The following is a 13,403-nucleotide window of genomic DNA, read 5'->3' as shown; positions in this document are numbered from 1 at the left end:
TCTCCACCTCTTCATTCAAAACATCCCCGGATTAATCATCTCCGGAATATAGAACGCGACACTCGGAATAAATGCGACGACGAGCAGGACAATGACGACGACCGTAATATACGGAACGACAGCCTTAAACGACCGTTCAATCGGCAGTTTTCCGATTTTCGCTGCCAACAGCAGACACAGCCCATACGGTGGCGTCACCAGGCCGACGGCGAGCGTCATGATCGTTATGATCCCTAGCAGGACAGGGCTGATATCAAACGTCAGCGCCACTGGAAGCACAACAGGAATGAACAGGATCATGGCTGGTATCGCATCCATGAACGTACCGACGAACAGGAAGAAAGCGATGATGATCAGCAGGAAGACCCACTTGCTGTCGATGTTATTGGCAAAGAACTGCTCGGCCCACATGGACAACTGGTAGTAGCTCATCAATTCTCCGAGGGCGTTGGCAGCCGCCAGAGCGAAGAGGGACAAGGAACTCAATGTGAGCGTATCGACCAGGATTTTCGGGAAATCCTTCAGCTTCAACGTCTTATAATAGAACATCCCGACGATGACTGTATAGATGGAGGCGAATGCAGCCGCTTCGGTCGCTGTGAAAACCCCTGTGATGATGCCGCCAATCAGGATGACCGGCGTCATCAGTGCAGGAATAGCGTCGAGAAACTGCTTCATGAAATTGGACATCGATGCTTTCTGATACGTCGGATACCCGCGTTTCAGCGCCAGTATGTAGACGATGACCATCATGCTGATCCCGATGAGCACGCCTGGGATGATCCCGACAAGGAACAACGCTCCGACCGACACGTTCGTCAGCCCGGCATAAATGATCATCGGAATACTTGGCGGGATGATGACTCCGATCGTTGAGGAGGCAGCGGTCACACCGACTGCGGTGCCTGTGTCATACCCCTGCTTTTTCATATTCGGAATCAAAATTTTCCCGACCCCCGCGGTATCCGCCTGGGACGCTCCGGATACACCGGCGAACAGCATCGATACTAAGATATTGGCGTGTGCAAGTCCTCCGCGGATGTGGCCGACCATCGACAGTGAAAAGTCGATGAGCTTCTGCGAGATCTGGCCGCTGTTCATCAAGTTCGCGGCGAGAATGAACAATGGTACCGCCAGCAGCACGAAGGAATCGAGTCCGTTCAGCATTTTGACAGGGACGGTGACTTCAGGAATGTAAGGCACGTTGATGATCCCGGTCATGGCCACGATTCCGATGACAAAGGCGATCGGAATGCCGATGATCATCAACAGAACGAACAATAAGACTAAGATAGGACCAATCATTCTGCCACCTCCTGGGTGTTGAAATTTTTCACGTTACGGATGATGTGGGCGAGGGTGTAGATGGCCATCGTACCACCCATGATCGGAACGGAAATCCAGACGTAGCCCATTTTCACCTGTGGCAGGGAGACCCAGTTGTAGTTCCAGAAATTCTGGCACGCTTCGATGCCGTAATAGAAAATCGCAATACTGAATACGAGTAGAATAAGATCATTAAGCAGGTAAAGGCTGTTTTTCCCCTTTCCTTTCAGCTTCTTCAACAGGAAGTCGAATTGGAAATGCTCTCTTCTGTTCAACATGACAGCTGCTCCCATAAAGACGGACCAAATGAATGAATACGTGGCGACTTCTTCTGTCCAGACAGCGGAAACGCCCATGAACCGGGTGGCCACCTGGATGATGATGGTGACGAAAAAGGTGATCAGAAACAGGACGCCGACGGTCAGCTGAATTCTTTCTAACCATTTAATCAATATCAGAACCTCCTTGGTTCAAAGAAGATAAAAGGAAAGGGCACAGCGACCGTGCCCGGGCTTCCCTTCTTTACTTTATTTCTCTGATTTTCTCTAAAAGATCGGTCACGCCGATTTCTTCGGCACGTGTATCCTGGATCGGTTCAGCAATCTCCATGAACGGCTCACGGTCGATTTCGTTCACTTCTGCTCCGTCATCGATCGCCTGCTGTTTGTATGCTTCTTCCTGCTCATTCACCTCGGCACGTTCTTTTTCTACAGACGCCTCAGCAGCATCCATGATCGCCTGCTTCTGCTCGTCACTGTAGTTCTCGAACTTCTTGCCGTTGATCAAAAGAAAGCGTGTCGTATAGTCGTGGCCGGTTTCTGTGATGTATTTGCCGTTATCTGTTTTGTGATGGTTCTGCTGCACGAAGTATGGGTAGGAGTTTTCTGCTGCATCGACAACCCCCTGCTGAAGACCTTGATACAATTCACCCCAGGCGACAGATGTCGGAACAGCACCGGTTTCTTCCCAGTAGTTCGCGACGGCACCGGATGTCTGTGTGCGGTATTTCATGCCTTCCAGATCAGCCATGGATTCGAGCGGCTTTTTGCCGTAGTAGTGACGGACACCCGCGGACCAGTAGCCGAGCAGTTTGAAGTCGTTGTTCGATTTCTCATTGATCGTCTCGGCCATCGTTTCACCGACTTCCCCGTCCACGACACTTTCCCAGTGGTCATAGTTTTCGAAGACGTAAGGAAGGGCGAAAAGATCGATTTCCTCGATGCCCGTCTTGGACATGAAGCCTGGAGATACGAGCACAACATCTGCTGCACCGAGCTTCAATTTTTCCACAAGTTCCGATTCACTCGTTCCAAGAGTTCCGGCGTGAACTTCCACTTCGATGTTGGCGTCCGCGCTTTCAGCCGTTTCCTTAAAGGCTTCCATTCCCACTTGATACGGGTTCTCCGGAGACGTCTGGTTGTGGGCGGCGACGATTTTCAGCTTGTCTCCGTCACCCGTCTCTCCGCTCGCTTCCTCCTCGCCACCACTGCATCCCGCTAAAACGAATACCCCGGCGAACAACATGAACAACAATAGAGATAAGGTCTTTTTCACTTTTTACGTCCTCCTTTATATTTGAATCCGCTTACACATGAAGCGCCAATTGCTCGTAAAACTGCTGGGCACGATCCACATACATTTCCGCTTTTTCCTGGAGTGCCTGATAATCGCTGTCGGTCTTCAGTGCAGAAGCTTTCACAAGCTGGCTTCCGATGCCGACGATTCCGGCTCCATTGGCGAAGTACTCTTCCATATTCTCGAGATGGATGCCGCCGGTCGCCATGATGGACACTTGCGGGAGCGGGCCGAGCACATTTTTGATATAGGAAGGACCGACTGTGCCCGCGGGGAAAATTTTCACCGTTCCGGCTCCTGCTTCCAGCGCGGTCTGGATTTCCGTTGGTGTCAAAACGCCTGGAATACACGGCAGACCATATCGGTGGACGAGCTCGATGGTTTTCACATTCAGTGTTGGAGCAACGACAAAGGCCGCACCGGCTGCAATCATTTCTCTCGCTGTCTCCGGATCAAGCACCGTTCCTGCTCCAACGAGCAGCTTCCCTTCAAAAGCATCGGCCGTTTTACGGATAAGCTTCGCCGCACCCTTCGTTTCTGCGGTGATTTCAATCGCCTGGATACCGCCGTTGACGAGAGCTTCAGCAATCTTCAGGATATTCGTTTCATCTGCCTGGCGGATGACCGGGATGATCCGGGCCTGCTTCAAACGTTCTGCTGTATTCATTGGCTTTCCCTCCTATTCCAAATTCGCGTGGCGTGCCGTCATTTGTTCGTTGGAATCTTCCTGATCCGATACCGCCTGAATGATTACGGCATCCAGCAACAGATGCACCGATTGATCGAACTGGTTGCCGAGTGGCTGAATGGTTGCCGGTTCATCCGGAAGTCGTTTTTTCGTAGCTGCCGGGATGACGAGTGCCGAGTCACTGAGCTCAGCGATGGGGGACGTTGGATTGGTTGTCACAGCGGCAATGGCTGCTCCTGCTTCCTTCGCTTTTTCGGCAAAGGATTTCAAGGATCCGGTCGTTCCAGATCCGGAAATGACGACAAGCAGGTCACCTGCTTCGATGTTCGGTGTAATCGTCTCTCCGGTAACGTAGACGGTATAGCCGGCGTGCATGAGACGCATCGCGAAGGCTTTGCCCATCAAGCCGGACCGCCCTTCGCCGGAAACGAAAATCCGCTTTGCTTTCTGCAGCTGATCCGCCAGATTTCCGGCCTGGGATTCATCTACATTGGCCAGCACTTCCTGGATTTCACCGCTGACTGTACTGATGGTGGTTTTCATAGTCATTCATGGCTCCTTTCAGGGACTCCGCCGCTTTTTTCGTGTTGGCTTGTTTCGTAATCGCACTACCGACAATGATCGTATCCGGCCCTTCCTTCAAAATCCCGGGAAGGGAATCGGCGTTAATCCCACCGGCGACCGCGACTTCCAAATCCGGGTGTTCCTTTACGAGCGAAAACAGATCCTCTTTTTTCATATCACCGGTCTGCTGCATGTCTTTACCGAAATGGAGGCTGACTAGATCGACACCCAGTCCGGTCAGCTCCTCGATCCGTCCCGGGTCGGTGACGCCAAGCAGATCAATCATGATTCTGCCTCCTGTTTCTTCCGCCATCTTCAGCGTATCGACGATCGTCTGATCGGCGGAAAACGCCATGACCGTCGTCATGTCAGCACCGGCGCGGAACGCCTGGGCAGCTTCATGTTTTCCTGCATCACACGTCTTCATATCTGCGACGAGCGTTTTATCCGGGTATCTGTCTTTGATCTCACGAACGACCGCCATCCCGTATTCCTTGATGACCCCTGTTCCAACTTCGATCCAGTCGATAGTTGAAGCGGTTTCATCAAGAATGTGAAAGCATTCTTCCCTAGTCAGGCGGTCGAGGGCCAGCTGCAGGTTCATCTTCTCACATCACCTTTCCACTAATTCTCGTTCACCTAATTGAACAAGGACATCTTCCAGTTCCGGTAGGCCTTCATTATCTCCGTACACACTGACGACCATCGATCCAATCGTGTTGGCGAACTGCAGCGTCCGCTTCAACGACCAGCCGTGCAGGACGCCGTAAATGAAGCCGGCATCAAACCCGTCTCCTGCACCAACCGTATCGACAACCTTTTTCGGAGGGACCGCGGCCAGCCGCAGTGATTCTCCGTCCATCGAAGCGAACGCTCCTTCACTCCCCTGCTTGATCGCAACCGTTGAAATGCCATAGCGCTGGCACGCGGCAACGATCTCTTCCTCACGCTCCACACCAAGCAGCAGTTCCGCTTCCTCTACGCCCGTCAGCATAATATCGACGTAAGGCAGCAGCTGCGTCAGCGCTTTTCTCGCTTCCTCACGGCTCCACAGTTTGAGACGGATATTCGGATCGAAGGAAATGAGAGCACCGTGATCCTTGGCGACGGTCACCGCCCGTTTCAACAGCGGGATGTTTTTCTCCGGCTCAATGGCCGCAAACACCCCGGTAATATGTAACACCTTCGTCCTGCGGAGGGCTTCAATGTCGAGCGTCTGCTCAGTCAGTGTCTTCGTCGGGGAGTTCTGCCTGTAATAAAACGTACTCCCGCTGCCATCCTCCTTGATTTCCTTAAAGTTCAAGGACGTTGGATAGCCGTCCATCAGCTTGACCGCAGAAATATCGATGCCTTCCCCACGGGCCGTGTTGCGGATGTACCGGCCGAACTCGTCATTTCCGAGGCGACTGATCCACCCCGTTTTCAAACCAAGGCGGGCACAGCCGATGGCAACATTGAATTCCGCCCCTCCTGCTTTTCGTTCGAATGTATGCACATGCCGCAGCGGGCCGTTCTTTGTTGGATCGAAGGTGATCATCGCATCCCCGATCGTCATCACGTCGTTCATGTCCATTCCTCCTCCCTGTAGACTCATTAGACGGAATCCCGGACCATCAGCTTCGGCTCGAAGCGGTAGAACGGACTCATCTGTTTATCCTTCTTCTCGATCTTATCCAGCAGAAGCTCTGCACCCATGCGTCCCATTTTGAACGTCGGCTGGGCGACCGTTGTAATCGACGGCGTATAGAAGCTTGCGAACGATACGTCATCGATGCCGATGATGGCGAGATCCTCCGGTACCCGTAGACCTTTGTGCTTCACATATTTCAATACTTCGATCAGTACGAGATCGTTTCCGGCAAGAATCGCATCCGGCGGCTGTTCCGTCTGCAGGAGCTTCTCCAACGCCTCCTGCATCTCATCCTGATCGGCGCTGACGATGTATTCCTCCTCAACGGCCAGACCGTTTTTTCGGAGGGCGCTTCTATACCCTTCAATCCGCTCCATCCTCGGCGTGACATGATTGAAAATCGATGTCGTCACCATGCTGATCCGCTCGTATCCCTTCTCAGCGAAGTGGTCGACCGCAAGCTCTGCCGCCCTTTCGTTATCCAGCATAACGGCGGTCACCGGCATTTCTCCCACCTTCCTATCCAAAAAGACGACCGGATAAGACGCGTCCAGCATCTGCTGGTACAAGTCGCGGTTATCTCCGGTAGGGAAAATGATAAGCCCGTCCACTTGCTTGGCCCGGAGCATTTCGATGTAGTGCTTCTCCTTCACCGGATCATCATCCGCATTACAGATGATCGTGTGAAAATCTGCACCGTGACAGGCGTCTTCAATTGCCCTTGTCACTTCTGTCGTGAAGTTGTGCAGGATATTCGCCACGATGACGCCGATCGTCTTCGTGGACTTCTGCTTCAAGCTCCGTGCCACGAAGTTCGGCTGATAGCCAAGCTCCTCAATGGCCTTCTGGATGCGTTGCTTCGTTTTTTCTCCCATGTAGTCATAGCGTTTATTCAAATACTGCGAAACGGTGCTTTTAGATACTTCTGCTTGTTTCGCAACGTCTGCGATAGTTATCTTTTTCATTGGAATCTCCACATTTCTGTTTTACTAAATCGGTTTAGTAAATCGATTTAGTTGTATTATAAATTTAATGTAAGCGTTTTACAAGAGGTTTTTTGATATTTTCTAAATTGATAGAAAAATCACGGTGCTCCTTTTACAAACAAAAACAGCAGACATGGTCTGCTGTTTCAATGTTCCTTTTATTTACAATCGGACATATCCTTTTCCATTTTCAATCATAATTTCTGTATGAAACTCTCTTGAAAGACGCTGAATCCTCTGCAACACTTCTTCATTGCGGGATAATTCCGGCCAGCCCTTCCGGTACCTCGGTTCATGAAACCCCAAATCGATCGGCTGCAGTTCAATTCCCGTTAAGCGGCCGCCTTCCCAACTCATACCGGCCATCACCGATTCCCATACAAAAGGGTTAACACCAAGCCCCTTCGTGCCGCCTGCGCTGCGTTTATCGAACCCATCAGCGGCCGAAGAATCAGCATCCATCCCGTATTTTTCAAAGAAGTCGCGCGGCAGATGGGTTACGGAATCGTTCTGGAAGATGAAGTTACCAAGACTATAGAAAATAGGCTTCCCTTGATAGATTTCAATTCCGCGGACCACATGAGGACCATGTCCTACGATACAATGAGCCCCGGCATCAATTAAATTTCGGGCGGATTCTTTTATAAAATCGGCCGGCTTGTTTTTGTCCACTCCATCCATTTCATGAGAATGAAGGCTGACAATCACATAATCCGCCTGCCGTTCCGCTTCTTTCACAGTGCGGATGAGCCGCTCCATATCGGCCGGGTGGGGGCTGCGCTCGATGAAGGCCCTGTCCCCCTCCTTAAACGTCCGACCCGCAAATGCAAATCTGCCGGCAGGATCAGGGGGCAGGAACCCCTCTTTTATATCAAGCTCCTTGGCAGCATCCAAATGAGTCCGGTTGGAGATGGAGACCAATGTTTCCATCTCCTCTTTAGAAATATGTATCATTTCTTCATGACGAAGAGGATTGACCCCTGGTCTTCCTGGAATATAAGCATTCCCGTCACCCGCCCTCCAAAAATCCTGAAAGGTGGACGTAGCTCCAATCAGTGCTGCTCTGCCTTTTTCTGTTTCTATGTAACGTGGTTCTGATGCGGAGGCGAGCGATTGGCCTGCTCCCGCATGGACCATCTCCCTTGCGTCCAATTCTTCCTCTGTCCTCTTCAAGCCTCCATATAAATAATCCATCGTATGATTGTTGGCCCAGTTGTATAAATTAAACCCGTAATCTTTCAGATCATCCAAAACGGACGGGGAAGCCATGGCCCACGTCCCTCCACTCACAGGAGATGGGTATCCCTCTTTTTTATGCGTTGTGATTTCCAGATTTGTAAAACGCACGTCAGCATCTGCCATCCACTGTCTCAACTCCGCAGCACGGGCATCCTTATCCGGGATCCGGCGGGCAATGAAACTGTCCCCCGTCATGATCATCCTCATGTCCTTTCCCCCTGTCAGCCATCATTTTAGAGAAAACCCCTGCTTTTTGATGAAATCCGTCAACTCTGCTCTTCTTTTCTCCCCAAAATAATCCACCATACGCCTGCCCCAGCCTCTGGAGTTTTTGCCATTCGTTCTTTCCGCATAATAAGTGGATGTGATTTGTTCATATTCAATTAACAGAGATTCTACTCCATCTGTCTGATAGAATTCCTCATGATAGACGGCTTGTTTCACCATCCTGGGCTTCTGCTTCGGCCACTGATCCGGGTACCCGATGCACATCCCCATCAGCGGTACTGTCCATTTCGGAAGGTTCAAAAGGGAGGATACTTGTTCGGCTTCATTACGAATCCCTCCGATCATTACCCCGCCAAGACCATAAGACCTGGCAGCGAGAAGAAAGTTTTCAGAGGCAAGTGCCGTATCCACAGCACCTACAAGCAGGTTTTCGATTTCATCCACCTCAAAAGGGGCGTCTTGTCGTTCACTAATCAGAGCGTGACGATAGAAATCCATAACAAAAACAAAGAAAATCGGGCATTGGCCGATGTACGACTGATCCCCACACAAGATCTGCAGCTTTTCTTTCATCTCTTGGCTTCGAATGCCGATGATGCTGTAGGCCTGTACGTTATGGGATGTGGGGGCCCAGCGTGCCGACTCAATCAAGTCATCGATAATATTCTGTGGCACCGCCGTATCCTTGAAACGCCTGATGGAGCGGTGGCTTTGCAGAAGAGAGCGGGCCTCCGGGTACTCCATCACGGCTGCACCTGCTTCTGCTTATTTACCACCGGCTTTACCAAACGACCAAAACCCTTATCCCCTGTGATCTCACCGTTTTGCATGACGATCGCCCCTCGTACGATGGTTTCCGTCGGCACGCCCTTTACAGCAAAGCCATCAAAGGCCGTTACCTTGCTTTTACTATGAAGGTTTTCTTTTTGGATGATCATCTCCTGATCGAGATCAACAATGGTGATATCTGCATCGGTCCCCGGCTGCAACGATCCCTTCTGTGGATATATTCCAAACATCCGGGCCGGCTCTTCCGCCATCAACCGTACAAAATCTGTAATAGAAATTTCCCCTTGGTTAACAGCATTCAGCATGAGAGAGGCCATTGATTCCACCCCGCACATGCCGGCCGGGATGGACCAGAGATCTCCCTCCTTTTCTTCTTCGGTGTGAGGGGCATGGTCAGAACAGACGTGCGAAATCGTCCCATCCTTAATCCCGGCCCAGATTCCCTCCTGATCCTGGTTATATTTGACCGGCGGATAAACTTTCATCTGTGGTCCGATTTCAGGATAGTCTTCGTTGGATAGAAATAAATAGTGGGGACAGGTTTCCACTGTAACCGGATACCCTTCCTCCTGAGCTCTTTTTACTGCTTTGACGCCTGCTTCCGAGCTGACATGCAGCACATGGAAACGCACTCCTGACGCTTTAGCGAGCTCGATTCCAGTATTCACCGTAAGCAGCTCTGCCAGATCCGGCCGTCCAGCAATTAAATCCTCATAGGAACGCCCTCCCTTTTTCTCTACGAGTGACGTCAATGTTTGAATCAGGTCGTTATTTTCTGCATGAACCGCAAAAATTTTACCGGTCTGAGCAACTTCCTGCATCATTTCGAATACATCACCATCGTTAAAAGGAGCGATGACGTTCTCCATTCCCGGCTTGTAGTTGTAGATCAACTGGTACGTTTCACTATGAACAGCATAGCCCCAGAAGAATTTAAAGCCGATCACACCCTTTTCGTTCAATGCCTGGATTTGATCGTTGTTCAAAGAACCAAGACAGATGCCCCAAAGGCCGAAGTCGACATAGGCTTTGGACTGAAGGTTTTGATGCTGGAGGTCGAAATGTTCCGGACCGTCAACCGGAGGTGTCGTGTTCGGCATTTCAAAAATAGAGGTGATGCCGCCCGCTGCGGCTGCTCGTGATGAATGAGCAAAATCTTCTTTATAGGTTGGACCCGGGTCACGGGAATGGACATGTGTATCGATAAGTCCCGGCAGGACATATTTTCCGGATGCATCAATAACCCTCGACGCCTCTTCCCCGTTGTCTTCTGAGGTGACCGCTCCTATTTTCCCATCCTTGATATAGAGGGTGTGTTCGTTCACATGACCGCTGCTTACGACTCTGCCGTTTATAATCTTAAGATCCCACATCCTGCATCCTCCTTCATATTTGGATGGATCCAATCAATTCCTTAATATCATCTACATTGTGCTTGTCCATATAATCATCAATCTCTCTTTGTATATCGGTTAACGCAGTTGGCTGAATAAAGCTCGCCGTCCCCACTTGAACAGCTGTTGCTCCGGCTATCATCATCTCGATGGCGTCCTCCCCCGTCATGATCCCCCCACAGCCAATGATCGGCAGGGAGGTCACTTGGGCGACTTGATAAATCATCCGCACAATCATCGGTTTTACAGCCGGCCCCGAAAGCCCTCCCATCACGTTGCCGATTCTCGGTTTCCTTGTCTCTACGTCGATAGACATTGCCAGCAGTGTATTGGCAACATTCAAGCCGTCCACCCCTCCAGCTTCTGCTGCCAACGCAATGTCCTGGATATTCGTTACGTTCGGGGTCAGTTTTGCGATTAACGGCTTGCTGGTCACCTTCCGAACTGCCGCTGTCAACGAACGCGTAACCGCCGCATCCATTCCGAAAGCCGTTCCGTTCCCTTTAAGGTTCGGACAGGAAATATTCAACTCCAGCGCCGCTACGCTTGGATGGTTCCCCAAAATGGAAGCCATTTCTGCAAACTCTTCAATAGATTCCGCAGAAATGCTGGCTATCACGGGAGAATCATATTTTTCAAAAGAAGGGATGGTGTGCTTCAAGTAATAGTCCAGCCCTTTACTCTGAATGCCGATGGAATTGATCATTCCTGATTCTGTTTCACAGACTCTTGGCTTGGCGTTACCCGGCTGCGGATTTTTAGTAATACTTTTCGGTACAATCGCTCCCAGTTGATTAAAATCAATCACCTGCTCCATCTCCCAGCCAAATGCTCCTGAAGCCGGCATGACCGGGCTTTTCAGTGTTAAAGACCCTATGTTTACTTCGGTGCTTTTCATCTGGATCATTCCATCACCACCTTTTCAAGAGGAAAGACCGGCCCTTCCATACAGACACGAACGGATTTCCTTTCCCGGCCCTCCTGTATATCACAGACACAGGCGAAACACGCGCCCATAGCGCAGCCCATATGCTCTTCCAATGCAATCTCACCAGGGATTTGATGGTCAAAAGCAATGGATTGAGCGAGCTTGGATAGTCTTCGTGATCCACACGTATAGAGGCTGTCTATTTTATAGCGGGGAAGGATATCCTCTTGGATGAGCTGCTTCACATGATTGACATCACTTGTTCCGCCTTCATCGGTCACTTTATAAACTGTGGCTCCGAATTCTTCCAAGTATTCGGCGGCCAGAAGATCTTCCTCTGTCCGGGCGGATAATACAGCCACGCAGTGGGCTCTCTGCTGGAAGGCAGCCTGAGCTACCGCTGCAAGGGTGGCTATGCCTACACCTCTGGCGATGAGAAGGACCGTTTCTGCTTGTTTATAAAGTTCAAACCCTTTTCCGACCGGGCCCATCATATCAAGGGTGTCTCCCTTTCGAATCCTTGTCATCGCCGTTGTTCCCTTACCTTTGACGACATAGAGAAACTCCAGTGTGTGTTCATGGATTTGATAGATGCTCAACGGACGTCTGAGGAAAGGACTGTACGTACCAGCACAGCGGATATGGAAAAACTGTCCAGGGTCCGGCTTAAACGGCAGGGCTGACGAATCTACCGTCATGTGCCAGTATCGTTCGCTCACTTGTATATTGGAAAGGACGGGTGCATGGTATTGTTTCATCCGCTCATTTTCACCTCTTTTGCGCCGGCAAGCTTCATGACGGCTTGTTCCAGGACATCCACCCCTGTCACGAAGTCTTCTGCGGCTGTATATTCATCTGGATTATGACTGATCCCTTTGTAGGAAGGGACAAAAAGCAAGCCGGTGGGGCAGATGGAAGCCATGTTCATCGCGTCATGACCCGCTCCACTCGGGAGAAACAGCGGATCGGCACTTACCTCTCTGCACGACGCCGCCAGTAATTGCTGAATGTTTTCATCTAAAAGGATCGGTTGTTCATCCCTAAGCAAATCGAAGGAAACTTCCACGTCTTTCTCTGTCTGCAGCTGGCGGCTTTTCTTCTTCACCGCCTTGATGATCCGCTGCTTTGATGAAACATCGAGCCCCCGGATGTCGACATTGAATTCCACTCGGCCCGGAATGGTGTTCATAGCTCCAGGAAAAACATGAAAGACCCCGACGGTCGCTACCGTTTGGTACTTTTTCTCCTGATCAGCGGCCTCTTCAATATCCAGAACAAGGCGGGAAGCGGAAGTTAACGCATCTCTGCGGATATCCATAGGGGTTGTACCGGAGTGGGCGGCTTCCCCTTCCACTGTCACTTTCAGCCGTGTAGGAGCTGCAATACCTGTAGCAATGGCGACTTTTCTTCCCTTCCGTTCCAGTTCGCGGCCCTGCTCAATGTGAAGTTCAATAAATGCATGGAACGCGCTTTTCTCACGGACGGCCTGACCCAGAGTGGATGAAGGGAATCCTGCGGTGTTCATAGCCGTTTCCAAACTGATGCCGTCCTTATCTTTGAATTGTTTCGTATCCTGTGCCTTCAGTAATCCTGTCATTGCTTTACTGCCGATTGTCGCCAGACCAAAACGGGAAGATTCCTCTCCGGCAAACGCAATAAGCTCGATGGGGTGATCCGTCATCACCTTTTTTTCATTCAAACGGTGAATGAGCTCAATTCCTGCGGCCACCCCGCCGGCACCGTCATATTTTCCACCGGAGTAGACGGTATCCAAGTGTGAACCAACAGCTACAGCAGGGGCTTCTTTCATCCGCCCTTCCCTTCGCGCAATGACATTTCCTGCCTCATCTGTCCTTACCTGTAGATTTTCTTTGACGCAAAATTCTGAAAAAACAGTGTGCACCTGGCTCTCTTCTTCTGTATAAGCCAGGCGCTGCATTCCATCTGTGGTCGCTCCTATCGAATTAAAAGCGTCCAAGGTCGTCTGAATCCTGCTTTTCGAATCCATCTGCCTCATCCTTTTTATATATCTTTCTTTCATTGTCCCAAAAGGTGA

General features: G+C 50.7%; 14 protein-coding genes. All 14 read right to left on the bottom strand.

The features are described from left to right. Window positions 1–15: 15 nt before the first annotated feature. The 14 genes from ACXADP_RS01975 to ACXADP_RS01910 all read right to left on the bottom strand — a co-directional run bounded on the left by ACXADP_RS01975 (window position 16) and on the right by ACXADP_RS01910 (window position 13,355). Complete coding sequence (locus ACXADP_RS01975) at window positions 16–1,305, bottom strand: TRAP transporter large permease (protein ID WP_474970686.1); 1,290 nt, start codon at window positions 1,303–1,305, stop codon at window positions 16–18. Next, window positions 1,302–1,778, bottom strand: a complete 477-nt coding sequence (locus ACXADP_RS01970) for a TRAP transporter small permease (RefSeq protein ID WP_474970685.1) — start codon at window positions 1,776–1,778, stop codon at window positions 1,302–1,304. The genes ACXADP_RS01975 and ACXADP_RS01970 overlap by 4 nt, the downstream gene beginning before the upstream one ends. A 70-nt stretch (window positions 1,779–1,848) precedes the next feature. Then, window positions 1,849–2,880 carry a TRAP transporter substrate-binding protein gene (locus ACXADP_RS01965; protein WP_474970079.1) on the bottom strand — a complete coding sequence of 344 codons (1,032 nt, stop codon included), beginning with the start codon at window positions 2,878–2,880 and terminating at the stop codon, window positions 1,849–1,851. Between the two features lie 31 nt (window positions 2,881–2,911). After that, window positions 2,912–3,568, bottom strand: coding sequence for a bifunctional 4-hydroxy-2-oxoglutarate aldolase/2-dehydro-3-deoxy-phosphogluconate aldolase (locus ACXADP_RS01960; protein WP_474970080.1), 657 nt, complete (start codon window positions 3,566–3,568; stop codon window positions 2,912–2,914). Between the two features lie 12 nt (window positions 3,569–3,580). Further along, the gene (gene hxlB, locus ACXADP_RS01955; protein WP_474970081.1) at window positions 3,581–4,138 is read right to left on the bottom strand and encodes a 6-phospho-3-hexuloisomerase; all 558 of its coding nucleotides are present in this window, start codon (window positions 4,136–4,138) and stop codon (window positions 3,581–3,583) included. After that, window positions 4,101–4,757, bottom strand: coding sequence for a 3-hexulose-6-phosphate synthase (hxlA, locus tag ACXADP_RS01950; RefSeq protein ID WP_474970684.1), 657 nt, complete (start codon window positions 4,755–4,757; stop codon window positions 4,101–4,103). The genes hxlB and hxlA overlap by 38 nt, the downstream gene beginning before the upstream one ends. A gap of 9 nt (window positions 4,758–4,766) precedes the next feature. Then, window positions 4,767–5,720: a sugar kinase gene (locus tag ACXADP_RS01945; protein WP_474970683.1), complete on the bottom strand. Its 954-nt coding sequence runs from the start codon at window positions 5,718–5,720 to the stop codon at window positions 4,767–4,769. 26 nt (window positions 5,721–5,746) lie between these two features. After that, the gene (locus tag ACXADP_RS01940) at window positions 5,747–6,748 is read right to left on the bottom strand and encodes a LacI family DNA-binding transcriptional regulator (protein WP_474970084.1); all 1,002 of its coding nucleotides are present in this window, start codon (window positions 6,746–6,748) and stop codon (window positions 5,747–5,749) included. Between the two features lie 183 nt (window positions 6,749–6,931). Continuing rightward, window positions 6,932–8,215, bottom strand: coding sequence for a CapA family protein (locus tag ACXADP_RS01935; RefSeq protein WP_474970682.1), 1,284 nt, complete (start codon window positions 8,213–8,215; stop codon window positions 6,932–6,934). Window positions 8,216–8,236: 21 nt separating this feature from the next. Then, window positions 8,237–8,980, bottom strand: a complete 744-nt coding sequence (gene nfsA, locus ACXADP_RS01930) for an oxygen-insensitive NADPH nitroreductase (RefSeq protein ID WP_474970681.1) — start codon at window positions 8,978–8,980, stop codon at window positions 8,237–8,239. Continuing rightward, window positions 8,980–10,398, bottom strand: a complete 1,419-nt coding sequence (allB, locus tag ACXADP_RS01925) for an allantoinase AllB (RefSeq protein ID WP_474970680.1) — start codon at window positions 10,396–10,398, stop codon at window positions 8,980–8,982. The genes nfsA and allB overlap by 1 nt, the downstream gene beginning before the upstream one ends. 13 nt (window positions 10,399–10,411) lie before the next feature. Further along, the gene (locus tag ACXADP_RS01920) at window positions 10,412–11,326 is read right to left on the bottom strand and encodes a dihydroorotate dehydrogenase (RefSeq protein WP_474970679.1); all 915 of its coding nucleotides are present in this window, start codon (window positions 11,324–11,326) and stop codon (window positions 10,412–10,414) included. Then, the gene (locus ACXADP_RS01915) at window positions 11,323–12,105 is read right to left on the bottom strand and encodes a dihydroorotate dehydrogenase electron transfer subunit (RefSeq protein WP_474970678.1); all 783 of its coding nucleotides are present in this window, start codon (window positions 12,103–12,105) and stop codon (window positions 11,323–11,325) included. The genes ACXADP_RS01920 and ACXADP_RS01915 overlap by 4 nt, the downstream gene beginning before the upstream one ends. Next, window positions 12,102–13,355 carry an allantoate amidohydrolase gene (locus ACXADP_RS01910; protein WP_474970677.1) on the bottom strand — a complete coding sequence of 418 codons (1,254 nt, stop codon included), beginning with the start codon at window positions 13,353–13,355 and terminating at the stop codon, window positions 12,102–12,104. The genes ACXADP_RS01915 and ACXADP_RS01910 overlap by 4 nt, the downstream gene beginning before the upstream one ends. Between the last annotated feature and the right edge of the window lie 48 nt (window positions 13,356–13,403).

Source organism: Halobacillus sp. AWH4_228 (genome assembly GCF_056158365.1).
The sequence above is the reverse complement of the archived record's forward strand: the minus strand, read 5'-3'. Positions and strand labels throughout refer to the sequence as shown.

Excerpts from the sequence above, each read along its gene's own strand:
- ACXADP_RS01975 (WP_474970686.1), bottom strand. The coding sequence starts at position 1,305 with ATGATTGGTCCTATCTTAGTCTTATTGTTCGTTCTGTTGATGATCATC.
- ACXADP_RS01960 (WP_474970080.1), bottom strand. The coding sequence starts at position 3,568 with ATGAATACAGCAGAACGTTTGAAGCAGGCCCGGATCATCCCGGTCATC.
- hxlB (WP_474970081.1), bottom strand. The coding sequence starts at position 4,138 with ATGACTATGAAAACCACCATCAGTACAGTCAGCGGTGAAATCCAGGAA.
- hxlA (WP_474970684.1), bottom strand. The coding sequence starts at position 4,757 with ATGAACCTGCAGCTGGCCCTCGACCGCCTGACTAGGGAAGAATGCTTT.
- ACXADP_RS01945 (WP_474970683.1), bottom strand. The coding sequence starts at position 5,720 with ATGAACGACGTGATGACGATCGGGGATGCGATGATCACCTTCGATCCA.
- ACXADP_RS01940 (WP_474970084.1), bottom strand. The coding sequence starts at position 6,748 with ATGAAAAAGATAACTATCGCAGACGTTGCGAAACAAGCAGAAGTATCT.
- ACXADP_RS01935 (WP_474970682.1), bottom strand. The coding sequence starts at position 8,215 with ATGAGGATGATCATGACGGGGGACAGTTTCATTGCCCGCCGGATCCCG.
- nfsA (WP_474970681.1), bottom strand. The coding sequence starts at position 8,980 with ATGGAGTACCCGGAGGCCCGCTCTCTTCTGCAAAGCCACCGCTCCATC.
- allB (WP_474970680.1), bottom strand. The coding sequence starts at position 10,398 with ATGTGGGATCTTAAGATTATAAACGGCAGAGTCGTAAGCAGCGGTCAT.
- ACXADP_RS01920 (WP_474970679.1), bottom strand. The coding sequence starts at position 11,326 with ATGATCCAGATGAAAAGCACCGAAGTAAACATAGGGTCTTTAACACTG.
- ACXADP_RS01915 (WP_474970678.1), bottom strand. The coding sequence starts at position 12,105 with ATGAAACAATACCATGCACCCGTCCTTTCCAATATACAAGTGAGCGAA.
- ACXADP_RS01910 (WP_474970677.1), bottom strand. The coding sequence starts at position 13,355 with ATGGATTCGAAAAGCAGGATTCAGACGACCTTGGACGCTTTTAATTCG.